This window comes from Burkholderia sp. 9775_39 (assembly GCF_015712225.1).
In the GTDB taxonomy this organism is placed as follows: domain Bacteria; phylum Pseudomonadota; class Gammaproteobacteria; order Burkholderiales; family Burkholderiaceae; genus Burkholderia; species Burkholderia cenocepacia.
On record NZ_JACCQC010000025.1, the window covers coordinates 60,454 to 79,808 of the forward strand.

The following is a 19,355-nucleotide window of genomic DNA, read 5'->3' on the forward strand; positions in this document are numbered from 1 at the left end:
CCGCGCCGTCGACGTCTACAATGCATCCTTTCAAATAACTATCAGAAGGCTGCAGGCCCATGACCCACGGGATTCACGGCGAGAAGCGCTGGTACGCGCTGATCGTGCTCTGTCTCGGCGTGCTGATGATCGTGCTCGACAGCACGATCGTGAACGTTGCGCTGCCGTCGATCAGCACCGACCTCCACTTCACCGAAACGGCCCTCGTGTGGGTCGTCAACGCATACCTGCTGACGTTCGGCGGCTGCCTGCTGCTCGGCGGCCGGCTCGGCGACCTGTACGGCCAGCGACGCATGTTCCTCGCGGGCCTCGTCGTGTTCACGCTCGCGTCGCTCGCCTGCGGCCTCGCGCAATCGCAGGCGATGCTGATCGCCGCGCGCGCGGTGCAGGGGCTCGGCGGCGCGGTCGTGTCGGCCGTCTCGCTGTCGCTGATCATGAACCTCTTCACGGCCCCCGGCGAACGCGCCCGCGCGATGGGCGTCTACGGCTTCGTGTGCGCGGGCGGCGGCAGCATCGGCGTGCTGCTCGGCGGGCTGCTGACGAGCTCGCTGTCGTGGCACTGGATCTTTCTCGTCAACCTGCCGATCGGCGTCGCGGTCTACGCGATGTGCGTCGCGCTGCTGCCGCGCACGCATGCGCCAGCCGGCACGGCGCGGCTCGACGTCGCCGGCGCGATCACCGTGACCGCGTCGCTGATGCTGGCCGTCTACGGGATCGTCGGCGGCAACGAGGCCGGCTGGCTGTCGACGCAGACCGTCGCGCTGATCGGCGCGGCCGTCGTGCTGCTCGCGCTGTTCATCGCGATCGAGTCGCGCGCCGCGCATCCGTTGATGCCGCTCACGCTGTTCGCGGCGCGCAATGTCGCGCTCGCGAACACGATCGCCGTGCTGTGGGCGGCCGCGATGTTCGCGTGGTTCTTCCTGTCCGCGCTGTACATGCAGCGCGTGCTCGGCTACGGGCCGCTGCAGGTCGGCCTCGCGTTCCTGCCGGCGAACCTGATCATGGCCGCGTTCTCGCTCGGGCTGTCGGCCCGGATCGTGATGCGTTTCGGGATCCGCGGCCCGATCGCCGCCGGCCTGCTGATCGCGGCGTGCGGCCTCGCGCTGTTCTCGCGCGCGCCGGTCGACGGCGGTTTCGTGTGGCACGTGCTGCCCGGCATGACGCTGCTCGGCATCGGCGCGGGCGTCGCGTTCAATCCGATGCTGCTCGCCGCGATGAGCGACGTCGACCCGGCCGATTCCGGGCTCGCGTCGGGCATCGTCAATACCGCGTTCATGATGGGCGGCGCGCTCGGGCTCGCGGTCCTCGCGAGTCTCGCCGGCGCCCGCACCGACGCGCTCGCGGCGGCGCGGGCCGCGCCGCTCGACGCGCTGAACGGCGGCTACCACGCGGCCTTCGCATTCGGCGCGGCGTTCGCGGCCGTGGCCGCGCTGATCGGGTTCGCGCTGCGGATCCGGCCGCCACGCGCGGTCGAAGGCGCCGGCCCGGCGCTGCACTGACCGTCGGCAGCCGAACCGGGAGCCGGCATCGAATCAGGGCGCGCAGTGTCGCGCCCTTTTTTGCGCGCAGCGGAGGCGCGCGGTTCGTCATACCTGTCAGGCTGACGACGATCCCCGCCCCCGGCTCAAACGCCCGTTTCACATCCCGCCGGCCGCCGCCCGCGCGAGCCTTCCCGGCCGATTTTTAACGCGGTCGTACATTGACGCGCCACTTTTGCGACAATGGCGGACTTTGATGCGCGCCGCCGCGGCCGCGCGCCGTCGCCGAACGCCGCATAACCGCCTGCTTCCGATGTCGCTTCCCCATATCGATCTGCTGTACTCCCTGTCCGGCCTGTTCGTCGGCATTCTCGTCGGCCTGACGGGCGTCGGCGGCGGTTCGTTGATGACGCCGATTCTCGTGCTGCTGTTCGGCGTCCACCCCGCGACGGCGGTCGGCACCGACCTGCTGTACGCGGCCGCGACCAAGGCCACCGGCACGCTGGTCCACGGCCTGAAAGGCTCGATCGACTGGCGCATCACCGGCCGGCTCGCGGCGGGCAGCGTGCCGGCCGCGGCGCTCACGCTGTGGTGGCTGCACACGCACGGGATGAACACGCCCGGCACCGCGCGGATGATCCAGCTCGTGCTCGGAGTCGCGCTGCTGCTCACGTCGCTCGCGTTGATCTTCCGGCCGCAACTCACGGCATTCGCCGCGCGCAACCCGCTCGCGCCGAACCCCGCACGCACGCTGTGGTCGACCGTGCTGACGGGCGCCGTGCTCGGCGTGCTCGTGTCGATGACGTCGGTCGGCGCCGGCGCGATCGGCGTGACCGTGCTCCTGCTGCTGTATCCGCTGCTCGCGACGACCCGCATCGTCGGTTCCGACATCGCGCATGCGGTGCCGCTCACGCTGGTCGCGGGCATGGGCCACTGGCTGCTCGGCTCGGTCGACTGGTCGATGCTGCTGTCGCTGCTGCTCGGTTCGCTGCCCGGCATCGTGCTCGGCAGCCTGCTGTCGGCGCGCGCGCCCGAGCGGCTGCTGCGCAACCTGCTCGCCGCGACGCTCGTCGCGGTCGGCGTGCGGCTCGTGCTGGCGTAAGCAGCCTCTCACGCCTGCCGAAAAACGCCGCCTCAGTGGGTACCCCCCACAACCATCTGTCGCCTGTCTTGACGGATGACCAAGCGGTTTCACGACATACCGGTCAGCGCACGTGCAATAGGCAGGTATTTCGCCAGGATGCCCAGCATGGTGGCGGCCTCGGCTTTCGACACCGGCGGAAACGGCGAAACGTACGACGTGCCGTTGCGTCGCTCGTGGGCCTTCGTGATGAAGGCGAATTCCGGGGGGCTCACACCCAACGAGGTGGAAACGCGCTGGATAGCCAGATTGCGGCCGGCATCTTTGGTCCTCACCTCGTAGAACTCGAGAACAGCCTGTACGAGCTGGAAGTAGCCTTCGTAGGCCAAGGTAAATACCTGCAAATGCCGGGTGGGATCCAGTTCGTCGGCAGTGGCCTTGTAGTCCTCCGCATTGCGCAGGAAGCCCGCGATTGCCCCGGGCGTCGGCGCAACCGCCTCGAAGGCTCTCGTCTTGACGAGGTTTTCGTATTCGGTCGGACGCGGCATCACAGAATCCTCAAAGTCGGGCCCTGGGCGATCTGCGCGATAACGGGATCGCTATCGACCAGCGCGGCCCATTCGGCAGGTTCGTACAACGAGAAGTTGATGGGACGCCGCAGATCATGCTCGGCCGCGTGCAAGGCTTCGGATAGCTCGAGAAGTTGGGCGTCGCCGATGACGATCAGGTCGATGTCGCTTCGGCTGCTGTCGGTACCCTTGGCCACCGAGCCAAACACGAAGGCCGTGGAAATATGCCCGGCAAAAGGCAACAAGGCGTCCTTCAACGGCTCCGCGATAGCGAACGTCTTTCGCGCGATCTCGACGAGTTCCGGATAGAGGACGAAGTCCGTATTTGCGCGGATGCTCCGCTGCCGGCCTCGGCGCGCGTCCTCCTTGAGTACGCCGGCCTCAATCAGCCGGTCTATCTGCTTTTGAGCGCTGCCGTGTCCACTGCTTGCCAGACGCAGCAATTCCTGCAGCGTAAAGCAGCGGTCGGGTTCGAGCAACGTGGCACCCAGCACACGTTGCATACCGGGTGTGAGGAGAAAGTCGGCGACGCCCACAAAAATCCTTGGATCGGGGATGACTGTCCTCATTATGAGGATTTTTCACCTAATCCTCAATAGAGGGATATAAATCCCTATTTCGAGGATTAAGTGTGCCATCACCCGCAACTTCCGGGGCGACGCCCGTCGAACACAAAAACCGATGCCCCGGGAGTCCATGACTCACGGGGCATCTGGAACAACAGCGACGCCACCAACGCACGAGACCGGAAGCACCGGCCCCCATTGCGCGAGTGCACTTTTTCGTCGCGTCGCGGCGGGCACCACCCGCCGCCCGCCGCGCTTACTGCCCCTGCTGCTGCAGTTTCTGCTGCTTCAACTGCTGCGTGCGCGCCTGCAGCTTCAGCACGCGCTGCAGCGCGGTGCGGTTCGCGAGGATGCCGTCGTAGAAGCTGGCGAGATCGCCCTTCAGCGCGGTCCGCGACGCGTCGTTCAGGTAGATCATGTGGCCCGACGGGTAGTTCTTGATCGTCAGGTTCTGCGCCTTGAGCGTCGGATCGAGCGGCATCTGCGCGAGCGTCAGCTCCGTCTGGTGGAACGGCGTGACGGCGTCGAAATAGCCGTTCGCCGACAGCACCTTCAGGTCCGGGTTCACGCTCATCGTCGACGCCAGGTCGCCGGCCGTGTACAGCGTATTGCCACCGCCCTTGTTCGCGCCGGTCGGGTCGATATGGCTGAAGTCCCAGTTGTTGAAGACCTGGTCGTTCAGGTCCACGAACGACGACGTCGACGTGTACTTGAGGTCGGTGTTGATGTAGCTGTTCCACAGCACCGTATACGCACCGCCGACGTTCGTGATCGACGGATCGTTGCTGCCGGAGTTCGGCAGGATGTACGGCGCGATGCCCTTGCCCGTGAAGTTCGCGCGGCCGTCGTACTGGCCGATCTGCGTGCCCGGCACGAGCGTCAGGAAGAACGTGTACGGCGGGTTGTCGTCCGACGACGGCACGTTGCCGAGCGCGGCCGGGTTGCCGAAGGTCTGGATCAGCGACGTCGGGTCCGTGCCGATGTACGCGCCCATCTGCTGCGCGGTCGCGAGCTTCAGGTTCAGCCGCACGTTCACGAAGCCGCCGTCCTGCGGGTTCGGCTTCTGCGCGAGCGGCGCGAGCGTGTAGTCCGCGTAGTTGCGGGCCTGGACCATGTACGCGTCGAGATCGGTCGGCGTCGGGTTCAGCGTCGTCTTCTTCCAGTAGAACGCGTCGGCCGCGAGCGTCGGGAACGTGCCCGGCGCGGACAGCGCGTTCGCGTAGTCGAGGATCGACGACTGCAGCGTGATCCCGTTCAGGTCGATGCCGTCCTCGTGCAGCACCCACGACACGACCGCGCTGCGCGCGGTGCCGTACGACTCGCCGTACAGGAACTTCGGTGAATTCCAGCGCGAATACTTGGTCAGGTAGCGCTGGATGAAACGGTCGATCGAGCGCGCGTCCTGGTCGGTGCCCCAGAAGTCCTTGTTCTTCGCCGGGGCGATCGCCGTCGAGTAACCGGTGCCGACCGGGTTGATGAACACGAGATCGGTGCGGTCGAGCAGGCTGTCCGGGTTGTCGAGCAGCTTGTACGGCGCGGGCGGCGTGAAGTTGGGGAACGACGACTGCAGGCGCTTCGGCCCGTACGAGCCGAGCAGCAGGTAGACCGACGACGAGCCGGGGCCGCCGTTGTAGAAGAACGTGACCGGGCGCGGCTTCGACGGGTCCGGATTGTCCTGCGTGTACGCGACGTAGAACATCTTCGCGTTCGGCGCCGACGTGATCGGATCGATCGTCGTCAGGTGGCCGGTGGTGGCCGTGTACTTGATCGTCTTGCCGCCGATCGCGACCTGCCGGTGCACGACCGCCGCGCCTTCCGTCGAGTCGGTGACCGCGTCGTTCGGCCCGGTGCCGTACACGTCGGTGTCGACGTACGGCTGGTCGGCCGCGGTGGCGGTCGTGGCGTCGGCGGTGGCCGACGTGCTGCCGCTGGACGTCGCGGCCGCGGTGGCGGCCGCCGCGCTCGGGCTCGGCCCGTCGTCGCCGCCGCACCCCGTGACGAGCAGCGCCGCGGCCGCCGCGGCGGCGAGCGGTACGCTCAAGGTCGTTCCGAATAGCGCGAAACCGTCTTTCAAGGACTTCCGTGTCGTCATTATTGCCTCTCGAACAGAACGATAAATACCGCCGGTCGCAAAGGATCATTTGCGCCGGCGCTCCGCACCAGGAATGCATTCGTTATGCGACGCACTCCGAGTTTTTTACCGGATCGGCGCATACCGACCGGCACGATTTACCCCCACCCATGTTTTTGCAACCGCACAATGGAATCAATTCCATTGCAAACGACCATTCAACGGTTCGCGGCAATATGAATTCATTTCACGAATTCGCACGCGCACGGAATCGATGACAAAGAATCACCCCGTGAAGCCCGCCCACCGGTGCACCTTCACTTCGAATGGACGAACGATTCCCGTCGGCGAGACACCGATTAATCGCGAAACGGCGATCAATCGCGACTCGAGCAGATTGAATAAAACCGAAAGGATCGATTAACTAAACGGAAAGGAATATTCTCGTATCAGTAATTTATTAAATTAAGTGAAAATACCGGCGCATATTAGGTTCCGGATTTATCGCCGTAAAGTAATAATTTGTTACAGCGCTCGCCATTCGGATGGAAGGCGGTACGGGACCGATTCCAGGCGACGTCGATAAAAAAGCCGGACGGCTGTCCGGCTGACGGGAGGGGGCGCGACGCGGCCGTCAGAGCGGCACGTCGATCGTGCCGGCGCCGATGGAAATCGCGTTCGCGCCCGGCGCGGCCGAGATCGGCGGCAGGTTCGCGCTCGTCAGCGCGGGCGCGGCGCCCGGCGTGCCGCCGCGCGGCACCGTGCGGATCACCTGCGACGGCGGCAGCGGCGCGCCGTTCTTCAGGTGCTGCCACATCAGGTTCAACGCCTGCACGTTGTAGTAGTGAACCGGCACGAAGCGCGTGTCGAAGCCCGGCACCGACAGGAACGCGTCGAAGTGCTGGCCGTTGGTCACCTCGTAGAACACCAGCTGGCTGCGCCCGGCTTCGCTGATGCCGTTCTGCGCGACGTACGCGCGCGACGCGTGGTTCACCGGCACGAGCGCGTCGCTGCGGCCCTGCACGATGATCGCCGGCTTGCCGTGCAGGTTCGCGTTCACGCGCACTGCATCGACGTTCGCGGGCATCCCGAGCATCCCGTTGGTCCACAGCTGGCGCAGGCACAGCGCGCCCGCGAAGCTCGCATCGGGCGTCGCGAGCCGGTGGTCGACACTGGCGCCGTTGTTGAACACGAGATTGATGCCGGCCGTCGGCGGCACGCCGTTGCCGGCGCCGAACACGGCCGGCATCGGCGACGCGGCGGGTGGCGCGACTGCGCCCGTCGCCGGGTTCGTCGTCGCGAAGCTGAAGTTGCACAGGTTGTCGGTGACGCGCGAGCGCGTGTACGCGTTCGCATAGGTGACCGCGATCGCGGGAATCGCCTGCGAATCCCACATCGACGCCTGCAACAGGTCGGAATCGGCCAGATAGCCGGCCGCGTGGAGCTGCGCGAGCGCGTCGGCCGCCTGGCTCTGCGTGTCGGCGCCCGCCACCAGCCCGGCCGCGGCGAGCGTCGCGCAGCGCTGCGTGCGGATCGACTGCGTGGTCGCGGCCGGCAGCGCGCTCAGGTACGGTGCGCCGGCGAGCGACGCCGACGCGGCCGCGCACGGTTCCAGCAGGTTCGCGAGCGTCGCGTAATCGGCCAGCGGCCGGCCGAACGACGGCACCGGCTGGCCACCCGCGCGGACCACCGCATTCGGCGCCATCCGCACGTTGATCTGCGGCTCGCCGACCACGACCGCGGTAATCCAGCCGCGGCTGTCCTGCTCGGCCGCCGCGAGCGACGCGCCGCCGCCGTTGCTGACCGACGCGGCGATCGTCGTGATGTCGCCCGCGCGATAGCGCACGCCGTGATGCGTACCGTCGATCACCGGTCCGAACTGCTCGTTGAGCGCCCAGTACGCAAATTCGACCGACTGCAGCGTCGCGCGCCCCCAGTCCTGCTCCGGGTTCTGCTGCGAATGCGCGTGCTTGAACGCGTAGCGGTTCGGGAAACGGCTGTTGAACGCGGCGAGATCGCCGCTCGTCACGTTCGCGGTGAACAGGCTCGCGGTGCCGGCCAGCACCGCGTTGGCGAGCGTGCCGTCGATCAGCGTGACGGTGTCGGAGCCGAGCTCATGCGCGCCGTTGCCGCCGCCCTTGTCGTTGTAGGCCACCGCGCAGCCGCGCTTGAGCGCCCACTCGCCGGCCGCGGAAATCGCGCCGTACACGCCGCGCGAGCCGGACGACGTCGCGGTGACGATGCAGGGCTGCGCGGGATCGAAGCGGGCGGGTACCTGCACGAGCAGCGTCACGTTCTTCGTGCCGCTGCCGTCATCGGCGTACGCGAGATATTCGGTGCCGGCGATCTTGCCTTCGCCGAGCGTATCGTTGCCGTCGAGGTCGACGTTCGGCCCCCAGAAGCGGCCGTAGCCGCCGTTCGCGCTCATGTCGACGAGCGCGCGGTAGTTCGACCAGATCGCGAGGCGGCGCAATTCCGCGCTGGTCGGCCGCGCCGGGTTCGCGAAGCCGGGCGCGCTCGCCGCGGCAAGGCCCGTCTTGCCGAGGCCGGCCGTCAGCAGGTCGTCGCTCGCGCCGTCGTAGGCCGTCGTGCGCACGCTGCCGGCCACGAAGCCGGGCAACCGGTTGCGCTCGGCCGAATCGTCGCCGTTGCAGGCGCCGAGCATCGCGACCGCGGCCAGCGCCGCTCCCCACACCACCCGCCTGCCCCACCCGAGCTTCGTCATCGCCGCCCTCTCGATATCGTTATCGGTCCGCCGCCGCGTCGCGCGGCTTTCGGCCTCTGAAGCGCAAACGGGCCCCGGCATGCCGGGGCCCGCCTGGAACGGGCGTGCGCGGCGCTCGCGCGCCGCCGCCCGGCGTTACTGCTGCTGCACCGTCAGCTTGTTCGAGACCGACGTCACGCCCTTCACGCTCTTGGCCGCCTCTTCCGCCTTGTCGATCTGTGCCTGGTCGGGCACCGTGCCCTCCAGCGAGATCGCGCCGCCCTTCGAGCGCACGACGATGTTCGCCACGTCGATGCCGCCGGCCTTCGTAATGGCCTTGCGCACCGCGTAGCCGAGCTTGCGGTTCGCCTTCTTCGCGGTTTTCGCGGCGGCCTTCGGCGCGCTCGTCGCGGCCGCCGGCGCTTCCGTTGCCGCTGCGTCGCTCGACTGCGCATACACGCTGCCCGACAGACAGGCCGCCACGGCGGCGACGCCCAACGCTCTCAACACGATCGACTTCATGCTATCTCCTTATCACTCCGGAACGGCCGTGCACAGTACAGCCGGATACCCCCCAAAAACAGCCGGCCCGCGCGCGAACGGGCGGGACAGCCGGTGTTTTCCACGGCGATACGAGAGAGGCGTCACGGGCCGGCGGCCGGCGCACGCGAAAGCGGGCCGGCCGGGCCGGACAGCCGCCGGCCGGACGCGCCCGGTCTCATCACGTGCCGGGTCGCGCGCGAATCGGGCGCGGCTGCGTCGCACAATGTAATCCAGCGCCCGCGGAAGCGCAAAGCTTTTGACGCGGCGGCACCCGCCGCCGTCGCCGCGCAGCCGCGCGAGCCCGCCCGACTCGCGCATGCGCGGGGAAACCGGTTACCATCGCCGCGAGAATCCGCGTCGTCCCGCGACGACCGTCACCGATGCGTCACGCCAGCGTCATCCGCCGATCCCATGAAGCCTGCCCGCCCTCGCCCGCCGCGCCGCATCCTCGCCCGCTTCGTCGCCGTCTCGTGGCGCGACCTCGCGCTGTCGATCGGCCCGACCGTGCTGCTCGCCGGCGCGGCCGTCTGGCTCGCGGTCAAGCTGATCCAGCCGGCGCCGCCGTCCACGCTCGTGATCTCGTCCGGGCCGCCCGGCAGCACGTACTGGAACGCCGCGCAGAAATACAAGGCGATCCTCGCAAAAAACGGCGTCACGCTCGACGTTCAATCGTCCGAAGGTTCCGCGCAGAACCTCGCGCGGCTGTCGAACCCGAACGCGCCGGTCGACGTCGGTTTCGTGCAGAGCGGCATCGGCCCGAAGGAGCGCGACGAGCATCTCGTGTCGCTCGGCAGCATCGGTTACGTGCCGCTCGCGATCATGTACCGCGGCCCGGTCGTCGCGCGCCTGTCCGACTTCAAGGGCAAGCGGCTCGCGCTCGGCGCGGAAGGCAGCGGCGCGCGCGAACTGAGCCTCGCGCTGCTGAAGATGAACGGCATCGTGCCGGGCGGCCCGACCGAGCTGTTGCCGACCGCCGGCGAAGACGCCGCGACCGCGCTGCTCGACGGCAAGATCGACGCGGCCTTCCTGTCCGGCGACTCGACGCAGATCCCGGTGATGGCGAAGCTGTTCCGCGCGCCGGGCGTGCACGTGTATTCGTTCACGCAGGCCGAGGCCTATGCGCGGCGCTTTCCGTACCTGACGGCGATCACGCTGCCGATGGGCGTCTACGATCTCGGCCGCAACCTGCCGCCCGCCGACATCCACACGGTCGCGCCGACGATCGAACTCGTCGCGCGCGACTCGCTGCACCCCGCGTTGTCCGACCTGCTGATCGAGGCCGCGCGCGAAGTGCACGGCCACGCGACGATCCTGCAGCATGCCGGTGAATTCCCGTCGTCCGTCACGCGCGGCTTCCCGCTGTCGGACGATGCCGCGCGCTACTACAAGTCGGGCAAGACCTTCCTGTACCGGCGGCTGCCGTTCTGGGTCGCGAGCCTCGTCGATCGGCTGCTGGTGGTGGTCGTGCCGCTGATCGTCGTGCTGATCCCGGGGCTGCGGCTCGTGCCGTCGCTGTACGGCTGGCGCGTGCGCTCGCGCATCTACCGGTGGTACGGCGCGCTGATCGCGCTCGAGCGCAGCGCGCTCGGCGAACATACGGCGGAGGAGCGCGTCCAGCTGCTTGACGAGCTCGACGACATCGAGGAAGCCGTGAACCGGATGAAGATGCCGCTCGCGTACGCCGGACAGTTCTACGTGCTGCGCGAGCACATCGGCTTCGTGCGCGAACGGCTCACCGCGCACGACCACGACGCGCCGGCGGGCCCGCCCGGCGCCGGCAGCGCACCGCAGGGGCGCGCCGACCCCGCGCCGCCGGCCGGCGACGCCCCCCGGGCGACTCCCGGTTCCGCGTGAGCGGACGATCCGCGATCATTGCTGCATGCGCGTGCCGCCGCGTAACATGGAGGCCGCCGCCAGGCGCCGCACGCCCCACCTTCTGGAGAACGACATGACAACCGGCCTCGATACCGCCCAACCCGCCTGGTTCTTCGACTTCGTGTCGCCGTTCTCGTATCTGCTGCTCGAGCAGCACGACAAATGGCCGGACGTGCCGTTCGACCCGGTGGCCGTGTCGCTGCCCGACCTGCAGCGCCACTGGGGCCAGCGCTCGAGCGCCGATGTGCCGGCCAAGCGCGTGTTCACGTACCGCCACGCGCTGTTCCGCGCGGAACAGCTCGGCATCCGCTTCAAGATGCCGCCCGCGCACCCGTTCGATTCCGACAAGGTGCTGCGCCTCGCGATCGCGCTGCGCGCCGATATCGTCACGGTGCTGGAAATGTTCCGTTTCATCTGGCGCGAAGGCAACGATCCGTCGACGCCGGAAGGCTTCGCGGCGCTGTGCGAACGCGTCGGCGTCGGCCACGGCGACGAGCTGATCGAATTCGAGGAAACCGCTGCGCAGCTGTCGCGCAACACGGCCGACGCGATCGCGCTCGGCGTGTTCGGCGTGCCGACGTTCTGGATGAACCAGCAATTGTTCTGGGGCGAGGACGCGCTGCCGATGGTGCTGTACTGCGCACGCACGCCGAACTGGCTCGAATCGCGCGAGGTCAAGCGGATCAGCACGCTGCCGAAGGGACGTGCGTGATGGCCGGTATCACGCACGGCAACGCGCGGCTGCGGTAAGGTTACGCGTCACCCGAATCACCCTCCACGAATGGACGACGACCGTACCGCCTCGCTCGACATCTGGCTCGTGCGCGTGTTGCGCACGCTGCTGCTCGAGCGCAGCGTCACGCAGGCCGCGCTGCGGCTGAACCAGACCCAGCCCGCGATCAGCACCGCGCTGCGCAAGCTGCGCGAGACGCTGAACGACCCGATCCTCGTGCGCGGCAAGTCGGGCATGGTGCCGACCGAATACGGCGCATCGCTGCTCGAAGCCGCGTCGCGCGCGCTGCGCGAGGTCGACTTCATCGCGACGCCGCACGGCGACTTCGATCCGTCGTCCGCGCGGCGCACGTTCCGCGTCGCCGCGCCCGACTACCTGAACGATTTCTTCATGCCGACGCTGATCGAGCGTTTTCGCGACGCGGCGCCGCATGCCCATCTGGAAATCGATTCGCTGAATCCCGCGCTCGACCACGCGGGCGCGCTCGAATCGGGCGCGCTCGATCTCGTGATCGGCAACTGGCCGAAGCCCGACCCGCAGTTCGCGCGCCAGGACCTGTTCTCCGACACGATCGTGTGCCTGATGCGCGACGCGCATCCGCTCGCCCGCGCACCGCTCACACGCGAAGCGTACGCGTCGGCCGCGCACGTCGCGCCGACGCCGTACACCGGCGACAAGCGCAACGCGATCGAGATCGGCCTGGCACGCGCGCGCCTCACGCGGCGCATCGTGACGACGCTGCCGTACTTCGGCATCGTGCCGCAGGTGCTGCTGCAGTCGGACCTGATCTTCACGACGACGCGCCGCTTCGCGACCCACTATGCGCAACTGCTGCCGCTCGTCGTCGCCACGCCGCCCGTGCCGTTCCCGCGCATCAAGAGCTACCTGCTCACGCACCCGCAACCCGATCGGCCGACCGACATCGCGTGGCTGTGCGCGCTGATGCAGAGCGTGTCCGACGAGCTGACGGTCGTCCGCACGCGCAAGCGCTGACGCCGCGGCCGGCGTGAAGCGCGGCTGGTCAGGCAGCGCGGCCGCTCAGGCCGTGCAGAAGGTTTCCTGCAGATGGGACCAGCGCACGACGCCCGCCGCATCACGCGTGAACACGGCGGTCGCGCGGCGCGCAGGCAGCTCGCCCGCTGCCGCGTGCTGCGCTTCGAGATAGGTGAGCACCGCATGCGCTGCGTCGGCCGCGAGCACGCGGATCTCCGACAGCGTGATGCGCAGCCCCGGCTTCGCGCCCGCCAGCTTCGCGAACAGGGCGCGCGTGCCGTCGTGGTCGACCACGCGGCCGTCGGTCAGGATCATCGTGAATTCACTGGAAAACGCCGTGAGCAGCGCGTCGAGCGCCGCCGGCGCGGTATCGACGCCGGACAGCCAGCGCTCGATGGCGACGAGGCTCGCGTCGAGCGCGTCGAGATAGACGGAGTGATCGGACATGGGCGCGTGCACGTTGAGATGAAGCGCGGCCCGCTGCCGCGCGTTGCCGTGCAGTGTAGGCAAAAACGCGCGGCCGTGCGCCGGCCGCGCGGGGTCGGCGTCTTATCGCACGCAACTCACATCGTCGCGCGCGCGCCCGGCCGCGACTGCCTTCGCAGCGGCCACCGGCATGCCCGAGCGGGCCTGCAGCAGCTCCGCGCAGACGGCCACCGCGATCGCGCCCGGCGCCTTGTCGACGATGCCCGCGACGCCGATCGGGCACACCATCTCCACGAGCCGCGCGGGATCGATGCCGCGCGCGGCGAGCCGGCGCTCGAACTTCACGCGCTTGGTGCGCGAGCCGATCATCCCGAAGTACGCATAGTCGCGCCGCCGCATGATCTGCGCGGCGAGCGAGAAGTCGAGCGCGTGGTTGTGCGTCATCACGAGGAAGTACGCGCCGGGCGGCGCCGCGTCGACGACGGCCTCCGGCGTGTCGGTCGGCTCCGGCTGCACGTTCGGCGGACATTCGTCCGGGAACAGCTCGTCGCGCGTGTCGACCCACTGCACGACGCACGGCAGCGCGCCGAGCAACGTGACGAGCGCGTGGCCGACGTGCCCCGCGCCGAACAGCACGACGTGCATCGGCGCCGGCGCGCCGGTCGCGCGGTTGCGCTGGCCGGTGCCTTGCGCGAACGGCGGGTTCGACGGCCGCGCGTTGCCGCACGCGCCGTCGCAGCCAGCCGCGGACGCGTGGGACGCGGGATGCGGTGGACGAGCGGGCCCGTTCACGTCAGCCTGCCCGCGCGGCGCGCGCCGCCCGCACCGCGCCGATCGCGCGCAGGATCGACTCGCCGGTGGCCGGCGCGTCGAGCGGCGGGTTCACCCGGTAGTCGCCGACCGCGGCCACGGCGTCGCGCACCGCGAAGAACACCGAGAACGGCAGCAGCAGCGGCGGTTCGCCGACGGCCTTCGAACGGTGGATGCTGTCCTCGACGTTGCGGTTCTGGAACAGCCGCACGTTGAACTCGGGCGGCGTGTCGTTCACCGTCGGGATCTTGTACGTCGACGGCGCATGCGTCATCAGCTTGCCGCCCTGGTTCCACCACAGCTCCTCGGTCGTGAGCCAGCCCATCCCCTGGATGAACGCGCCTTCGACCTGGCCGATGTCGAGCGCCGGGTTCAGCGACGCGCCCACGTCGTGGAGCGCGTCGACGCGCAGCGTGCGCATCTCGCCCGTCAGCGTGTCGATCACCACTTCCGACACGGCCGCGCCGTACGAGTAGTAGTAGAACGGCCGGCCCTGCAGTTTCGACTGGTCCCAGTACAGCTTCGGCGTCGCATAGAAGCCGTCGGACCACAGCTGCACGCGCGCGAGGTACGCCTTCGCGATCACTTCGCCGAACGGCACGCCATGACCGCCGACCCACACCACGTCGTTGCCGAACTTCACGTCGGCCGCATCGACCTTGCCGTCGCCGAACTGCTTCGCCGCGAACACCGCGAGCCGCTCGCGCAACTGGCGCGCCGCATCCTGCGCGGCCTTGCCGTTCAGGTCCGACCCGGTCGACGCGGCGGTCGCGGACGTGTTCGCGACCTTGCTGGTATCGGTCGCCGTCACGCGGATCCGGCCGAAGCGAATGCCGAGCTCGTGCGCGACCACCTGCGCGACCTTCGTGTTGAGCCCCTGCCCCATCTCCGTGCCGCCGTGGTTCACGAGCACCGAGCCGTCGGTGTAGATGTGCACCAGCGCGCCGGCCTGGTTGAAGTGCGTGACGTTGAACGCGATGCCGAACTTCACCGGCGTGAGCGCGATGCCCTTCTTCAGCACCGTGTTGCGTGCGTTGAAGGCGCGCACGCCCGCGCGCCGCGCACGGTAGTCGCTCGTCGTCTCGAGTTCGCCGAGCAGTTCCTGCAGCACGTTGTCCTCGACCGTCTGCCCGTACGGCGTCACGTTGCGTTCGGTCTTGCCGTACAGGTTCGCGTAGCGGACGTCGAGCGGATCGCGGCCGAGCGAACGCGCGATGTCGTCGAGGATGTATTCGATCGCGAACGCGCCCTGCGGGCCGCCGAAGCCGCGGAACGCGGTGTTCGACTGCGTGTTGGTCTTGCCGCAGTAGCCGGCGATGTCGACGTCGCCGAGCCAGTACGCGTTGTCGAAGTGGCACACCGCGCGCGTCATCACCGGGCCCGACAGGTCGGCCGAGAAGCCGCAGCGCGACGTCATGTCGAGCGCGACGCCGTCGATGCGGCCGTCGTCGTCGTAGCCGACGTCGAAGCGGTAATGGAAGTCGTGCCGCTTGCCGGTGATCATCATGTCGTCGTCGCGGTCCGGGCGCAGCTTCACCGGGCACAGCAGCTTCCACGCGGCGAGCGCCGCGCAGCACGCGAACAGCCCCGACTGCGATTCCTTGCCGCCGAAGCCGCCGCCCATCCGGCGGCATTCGACCAGCACGTTGTGCGACGCGACGCCGAGCACGTGCGCGACGAGGTGCTGCATCTCGCTCGGGTGCTGCGTCGAGCAATACACGTGCATGCCGTCGTCGTCCTTCGGCACCGCGTACGCGATCTGCCCTTCCAGATAGAACTGCTCCTGCCCGCCGAGCAACATCTCGCCCGACTCGCGGTGCGGCGCGACCGCGAGCCGCGCGGCCGCATCGCCGCGTGCGAGCCTCAGCGGCGGGATCACGTAGGTTTCGGCCGCGCGCGCTTCCTGCGCGGTCAGGATCGCCGGCAGCTCCTCGTAGTCGACCTGCGCACGGCGCGCGGCGAGCCGCGCGATGTCATGCGACGTCGCGACGACGATGAACATCGGCTGGCCGACAAACTGCACGACGCCCTTCGCGAGCACCGGATCGTCGTGGATGATCGGACCGCAATCGTTGACGCCCGGAATGTCGTCGGCCGTGAACACGGCGACCACGCCCGGCGTCGCGCGCACCGCGTCGAAGTTCATCGACACGATCTTCGCGTGCGGCTTCGCCGACAACCCGAGCGCCGCGTGCAGCGTGCCGGCGACGATCGGAATGTCGTCGGTGTAGGTGGCGCGCCCGCTCACGTGCAGGTGGGCGGATTCGTGGGCGCGCGACACGTGCACCTGCGCGGCGTCGGCTTGCGGGTCGAGGGTGCTCAGGAACGGTTCTGCTTGCTGGTTCATGTTCGGTGTTCTCCGTCTTCAGACGCGCGCCGATGCATCGGCAACGTCGGCGCCGGCTTCGGCGGCCACTTCACGCACGTTCAGGGCTTGCGGCGGCAGCGGGTCGTGCGGACGCGTCTCCAGCCAGAACCGGTACACCAGGTTCTTCGCGGTATCGAGCCGATACGCGCTCGTCGCGCGCATGTCCGACAGCGGCTGGTAGTCGCGCTCGAGCGCCTGCATCGCGGCCTGCGCGGTGGCTTCGTGCCACTGCGCGCCGTCGAGCACCGCCTCCGTGTGGGTCGCGCGCTTGGGCGTCGCGGCCATCCCGCCGAACGCGATGCGCGGCTCGCGGATCGTGTCGCCGTCCGCGATGAACGCGAATGCCGCGCACACGGCCGAGATGTCGGAGTCGAAGCGCTTCGACAGCTTGTAGGTGCGGAACTGCAGCTGTTCGCGCGCGCCGGTGCGGGTCGGCACCTTCAGGCCGACGACGAATTCGTGCGGCGCCATGTCCTTCTGCTGGTAGCCGGTGTAGAGCGCCTCGAGCGGCAGCTCGCGCACCGTGTCGCCGCCGCGCAGCACCACGCGCGCGCCGAGCGCGATCAGTCCCGGCATCGAATCGCCGATCGGCGAGCCGTTCGCGACGTTGCCGCCGATCGTGCCCGCGTTGCGGATCGGCAGCGACGCGAAGCGCTTCCACATCTCGGTCAGCTCCGGATACGTGCCGGCCAGCGCCGCATAGGCCTTCTCGACCGTCACGCCCGCGCCGATCTCGATCCAGTCGCCACGCTCCGCGAGCCGCTGCAGTTCGGCGATCTGGCCGACGTAGATCAGGTCGTCGAGCCGGCGCATCTGCTTGGTGACCCACAGGCCGATGTCGGTGCTGCCGGCGAGAATGCGCGCGTCGGGACGCTCGGCCTTCAGCGCGGCCAGCGCGTCGAGCGTGCGCGGCGCCGTGAAGCGTGCACCGTCGACCGTCGTGTAGTCGAACGTGTCGTCGCGCTTGAGCGACGCGAGCGTGCGGGCCAGCGCGGCCGTGTCGACCGGCGCCGACGCACCTTCGCCGGTCGCATCGAACATCCGCACCGCCGCATCGACGATCGGACGATAGCCGGTGCAGCGGCACAGGTTGCCGGTCAACGCGTCGGCGATCTCGGTACGCGTCGGCACGTCCTTCGCCTTCGCGCATGCGCTGCCGCAGCCTTCGTGGCCGTGCTTCTCGTACAGCGCCCACATCGACATCACGAAGCCGGGCGTGCAAAACCCGCATTGCGAGCCGTGGCAGTCGACCATCGCCTGCTGCACCGGATGCAGCGTGCCGTCCGGCTGGCGCAGGTCCTCGACCGTCAGCAGCGCCTTGCCGTCGAGCGTCGGCAGGAACTGGATGCACGCGTTGACGGCCTTGAACTCGACCGCGCCGGCGTCGGTCAGCTCGCCGACGACGACCGTGCACGCGCCGCAGTCGCCTTCCGCGCAGCCTTCCTTGGTGCCGGTGCAATGCGCGTCCTCGCGCAGGTATTGCAGCACGGTGCGGGTCACGTCCGCGCCGCTGACTTCGCGGATCGCGTGACGATGGTAGAAGCGGATCGGCTCACTCATGTCTCGATGGTTCTTCAAATGGGGGGCAAGGCGGCCTGCGCGGAGCGCTCGACCGACGTTTTTCTGACAGTTTGCACGCTATCACCGTCAAATTCCGCAACCCATAGCTCATCACGCATGCGGCCCATATAACTGCCGCGATATGCGCGCCGCGCCGGCCGACAGCCTTGTCGCGCGGCGCGCCCGGGCCCGCCCTGGTCGCCCGCGACCGTCCGTGATCCGCCAGAACAAGGTTCGATTAACTAAATGGTACCTGCGGGAAAACCGGTTCCATGGGAAAATCCCGATTCCCTTTTCCGCCGTTTTCCGTTCGTTTCACCATTCGTTCCGACCCCATGTCAACCGATTCCGCCACACCGCCGCGCAGCGGGCTCGCGGTCACGCTGCAAATCGTGTCCGTCGTCTGCTTCACGTTCATCTGCTACCTGACCATCGGCCTGCCGCTCGCGGTGCTGCCGGGCTTCGTCCACGACGACCTCGGCTTTTCCGCGATCGTCGCGGGCGGCGCGATCAGCGTCCAGTACTTCGCGACGCTCGCGTCGCGGCCGCTCGCCGGGCGCCTCGCCGATACGCTCGGGCCGAAGCAGACGGTGCTGCGCGGGCTGATCGGCTGCGGCGTGTCGGGCGTGCTGCTGCTCGTCGCGCTGCTGCTCGCGCACTGGCCGGTCGCGAGCCTCGTGCTGCTGGTCGCGAGCCGGCTCGTGCTGGGCGTCGGCGAAAGCCTGTGCGGCACCGGCGCGATCCTGTGGGGCATCGGCCGGGTCGGCGTCGCGCACAACGCGAAGGTGATCTCATGGAACGGCATCGCGACCTACGGCGCGCTCGCGCTCGGCGCGCCGGTCGGCGTCGCGATCGCGCATACGCTGAATCCGGCGCTGATCGGCGTGATCGTCATCGCGCTGGCCGCGCTCGGCTTCTACCTCGCCCGCCTGATCGATCCGGTGCCGCTCGTGCACGGCGAACGGATGTCGTACGCGAGCGTGTTCACGCGCGTGCTGCCGCACGGCCTCGGCCTCGCGCTCGGGTCGGCCGGCTTCGGCTCGATCGCCACCTTCGTCACGCTGTACTACGCGGCGCGCCACTGGCCGAACGCCGCACTGTCGCTGACGGTATTCGGCACGCTGTTCATCGGCGCGCGCCTGCTGTTCGCGAACACGATCAAGACCTACGGCGGCTTCCGCGTCGCGATCGTGTCGTTCGCGTTCGAATGCTCGGGCCTCGTGCTGCTGTGGCTCGCGCCGGTGCCGCACGTCGCGCTCGTCGGCGCGGCGCTCACGGGCTTCGGCTTCGCGCTGATCTTCCCGGCGCTCGGCGTCGAAGCCGTCGCGCTCGTGCCGCCCGCGAGCCGCGGCGCGGCGCTGTCCGCGTACTCGGTGTTCCTCGACCTGTCGCTCGGCATCACCGGCCCGCTCGCCGGCTATGTCGCGGGCGCGTTCGGCTATCCGCAGGTGTTCCTGTTCGCGGCGGTGGCCGCCGCCGCGGGCGTCGCGCTGTCGATGATGCTGTACCAGCGGCAGGCGCGCGTGGCGGGCAGCGGCGCGGCGGCCTGATCCCGCCGGCACCGTGCCTGGCAGCCCG

At 68.8% G+C, this 19,355-nt stretch carries 15 protein-coding genes; 6 read left to right on the forward strand and 9 right to left on the reverse strand.

Annotated features, from left to right (window positions below):
* The first annotated feature begins 59 nt into the window (after positions 1-59).
* Both H0X90_RS27655 and H0X90_RS27660 read left to right on the forward strand, forming a co-directional pair.
* Entirely contained in the window at positions 60-1,499 is a 1,440-nt protein-coding gene (locus H0X90_RS27655; RefSeq protein WP_077055900.1) for a DHA2 family efflux MFS transporter permease subunit, read from the forward strand.
* Positions 1,500-1,791: 292 nt separating this feature from the next.
* Complete coding sequence (locus tag H0X90_RS27660) at positions 1,792-2,580, forward strand: sulfite exporter TauE/SafE family protein (protein ID WP_034178579.1); 789 nt, start codon at positions 1,792-1,794, stop codon at positions 2,578-2,580.
* A gap of 89 nt (positions 2,581-2,669) precedes the next feature.
* Here H0X90_RS27660 and H0X90_RS27665 read toward each other — a convergent pair whose 3' ends face one another.
* The 5 genes from H0X90_RS27665 to H0X90_RS27685 all read right to left on the reverse strand — a co-directional run bounded on the left by H0X90_RS27665 (position 2,670) and on the right by H0X90_RS27685 (position 8,991).
* Positions 2,670-3,107 (reverse strand): hypothetical protein, encoded by a 438-nt coding sequence (locus H0X90_RS27665; RefSeq protein WP_034200937.1) that lies wholly within the window; start codon positions 3,105-3,107, stop codon positions 2,670-2,672.
* Positions 3,107-3,697: a nucleotidyltransferase domain-containing protein gene (locus H0X90_RS27670; protein ID WP_043205459.1), complete on the reverse strand. Its 591-nt coding sequence runs from the start codon at positions 3,695-3,697 to the stop codon at positions 3,107-3,109. Before H0X90_RS27670 ends, H0X90_RS27665 begins: the two co-directional genes overlap by 1 nt.
* A gap of 253 nt (positions 3,698-3,950) precedes the next feature.
* A complete protein-coding gene (locus tag H0X90_RS27675; protein ID WP_077189940.1) occupies positions 3,951-5,786 on the reverse strand; it encodes a S10 family peptidase in 1,836 nt (611 codons plus the stop codon).
* A gap of 613 nt (positions 5,787-6,399) precedes the next feature.
* The gene (locus H0X90_RS27680) at positions 6,400-8,490 is read right to left on the reverse strand and encodes a D-(-)-3-hydroxybutyrate oligomer hydrolase (protein ID WP_077189941.1); all 2,091 of its coding nucleotides are present in this window, start codon (positions 8,488-8,490) and stop codon (positions 6,400-6,402) included.
* Between the two features lie 135 nt (positions 8,491-8,625).
* A complete protein-coding gene (locus H0X90_RS27685) occupies positions 8,626-8,991 on the reverse strand; it encodes a BON domain-containing protein (protein WP_006489437.1) in 366 nt (121 codons plus the stop codon).
* A gap of 432 nt (positions 8,992-9,423) precedes the next feature.
* On the opposite strand from H0X90_RS27685, the gene H0X90_RS27690 reads away from it, so the two are divergent.
* The 3 genes from H0X90_RS27690 (at position 9,424) to H0X90_RS27700 (ending at position 12,613) form a co-directional block, all read left to right on the forward strand.
* Complete coding sequence (locus H0X90_RS27690; protein ID WP_059721613.1) at positions 9,424-10,866, forward strand: TAXI family TRAP transporter solute-binding subunit; 1,443 nt, start codon at positions 9,424-9,426, stop codon at positions 10,864-10,866.
* Between the two features lie 94 nt (positions 10,867-10,960).
* On the forward strand, positions 10,961-11,599 hold the full coding sequence (locus H0X90_RS27695; RefSeq protein ID WP_006496694.1) for a DsbA family protein: 639 nt from the start codon (positions 10,961-10,963) through the stop codon (positions 11,597-11,599).
* Positions 11,600-11,668: 69 nt separating this feature from the next.
* Positions 11,669-12,613: a LysR family transcriptional regulator gene (locus tag H0X90_RS27700; RefSeq protein ID WP_006484931.1), complete on the forward strand. Its 945-nt coding sequence runs from the start codon at positions 11,669-11,671 to the stop codon at positions 12,611-12,613.
* Between the two features lie 45 nt (positions 12,614-12,658).
* On the opposite strand, the gene H0X90_RS27705 is transcribed toward H0X90_RS27700, so the two are convergent.
* From H0X90_RS27705 to xdhA, 4 genes are all read right to left on the reverse strand, one after another.
* Entirely contained in the window at positions 12,659-13,060 is a 402-nt protein-coding gene (locus H0X90_RS27705; protein ID WP_077189942.1) for a polyketide cyclase, read from the reverse strand.
* A gap of 102 nt (positions 13,061-13,162) precedes the next feature.
* Complete coding sequence (gene xdhC / locus H0X90_RS27710; protein ID WP_077189943.1) at positions 13,163-13,831, reverse strand: xanthine dehydrogenase accessory protein XdhC; 669 nt, start codon at positions 13,829-13,831, stop codon at positions 13,163-13,165.
* Between the two features lies 1 nt (position 13,832).
* Positions 13,833-16,196: a xanthine dehydrogenase molybdopterin binding subunit gene (gene xdhB, locus H0X90_RS27715; protein ID WP_077189944.1), complete on the reverse strand. Its 2,364-nt coding sequence runs from the start codon at positions 16,194-16,196 to the stop codon at positions 13,833-13,835.
* Positions 16,197-16,214: 18 nt separating this feature from the next.
* Positions 16,215-17,777, reverse strand: a complete 1,563-nt coding sequence (gene xdhA, locus H0X90_RS27720; RefSeq protein ID WP_006496697.1) for a xanthine dehydrogenase small subunit — start codon at positions 17,775-17,777, stop codon at positions 16,215-16,217.
* Positions 17,778-18,112: 335 nt separating this feature from the next.
* Between xdhA and H0X90_RS27725 the strand changes: the two genes are divergently transcribed.
* Positions 18,113-19,327 carry an MFS transporter gene (locus H0X90_RS27725; RefSeq protein WP_006484942.1) on the forward strand — a complete coding sequence of 405 codons (1,215 nt, stop codon included), beginning with the start codon at positions 18,113-18,115 and terminating at the stop codon, positions 19,325-19,327.
* Positions 19,328-19,355 lie beyond the last annotated feature (28 nt).

What these genes read in the sequence shown, in the direction of transcription:
- H0X90_RS27655 (WP_077055900.1), top strand. Translation starts at nt 60, where the DNA reads ATGACCCACGGGATTCACGGCGAGAAGCGCTGGTACGCGCTGATCGTG.
- H0X90_RS27660 (WP_034178579.1), top strand. Translation starts at nt 1,792, where the DNA reads ATGTCGCTTCCCCATATCGATCTGCTGTACTCCCTGTCCGGCCTGTTC.
- H0X90_RS27665 (WP_034200937.1), bottom strand. Translation starts at nt 3,107, where the DNA reads ATGCCGCGTCCGACCGAATACGAAAACCTCGTCAAGACGAGAGCCTTC.
- H0X90_RS27670 (WP_043205459.1), bottom strand. Translation starts at nt 3,697, where the DNA reads ATGAGGACAGTCATCCCCGATCCAAGGATTTTTGTGGGCGTCGCCGAC.
- H0X90_RS27675 (WP_077189940.1), bottom strand. Translation starts at nt 5,786, where the DNA reads ATGACGACACGGAAGTCCTTGAAAGACGGTTTCGCGCTATTCGGAACG.
- H0X90_RS27680 (WP_077189941.1), bottom strand. Translation starts at nt 8,490, where the DNA reads ATGACGAAGCTCGGGTGGGGCAGGCGGGTGGTGTGGGGAGCGGCGCTG.
- H0X90_RS27685 (WP_006489437.1), bottom strand. Translation starts at nt 8,991, where the DNA reads ATGAAGTCGATCGTGTTGAGAGCGTTGGGCGTCGCCGCCGTGGCGGCC.
- H0X90_RS27690 (WP_059721613.1), top strand. Translation starts at nt 9,424, where the DNA reads ATGAAGCCTGCCCGCCCTCGCCCGCCGCGCCGCATCCTCGCCCGCTTC.
- H0X90_RS27695 (WP_006496694.1), top strand. Translation starts at nt 10,961, where the DNA reads ATGACAACCGGCCTCGATACCGCCCAACCCGCCTGGTTCTTCGACTTC.
- H0X90_RS27700 (WP_006484931.1), top strand. Translation starts at nt 11,669, where the DNA reads ATGGACGACGACCGTACCGCCTCGCTCGACATCTGGCTCGTGCGCGTG.
- H0X90_RS27705 (WP_077189942.1), bottom strand. Translation starts at nt 13,060, where the DNA reads ATGTCCGATCACTCCGTCTATCTCGACGCGCTCGACGCGAGCCTCGTC.
- xdhB (WP_077189944.1), bottom strand. Translation starts at nt 16,196, where the DNA reads ATGAACCAGCAAGCAGAACCGTTCCTGAGCACCCTCGACCCGCAAGCC.
- xdhA (WP_006496697.1), bottom strand. Translation starts at nt 17,777, where the DNA reads ATGAGTGAGCCGATCCGCTTCTACCATCGTCACGCGATCCGCGAAGTC.
- H0X90_RS27725 (WP_006484942.1), top strand. Translation starts at nt 18,113, where the DNA reads ATGTCAACCGATTCCGCCACACCGCCGCGCAGCGGGCTCGCGGTCACG.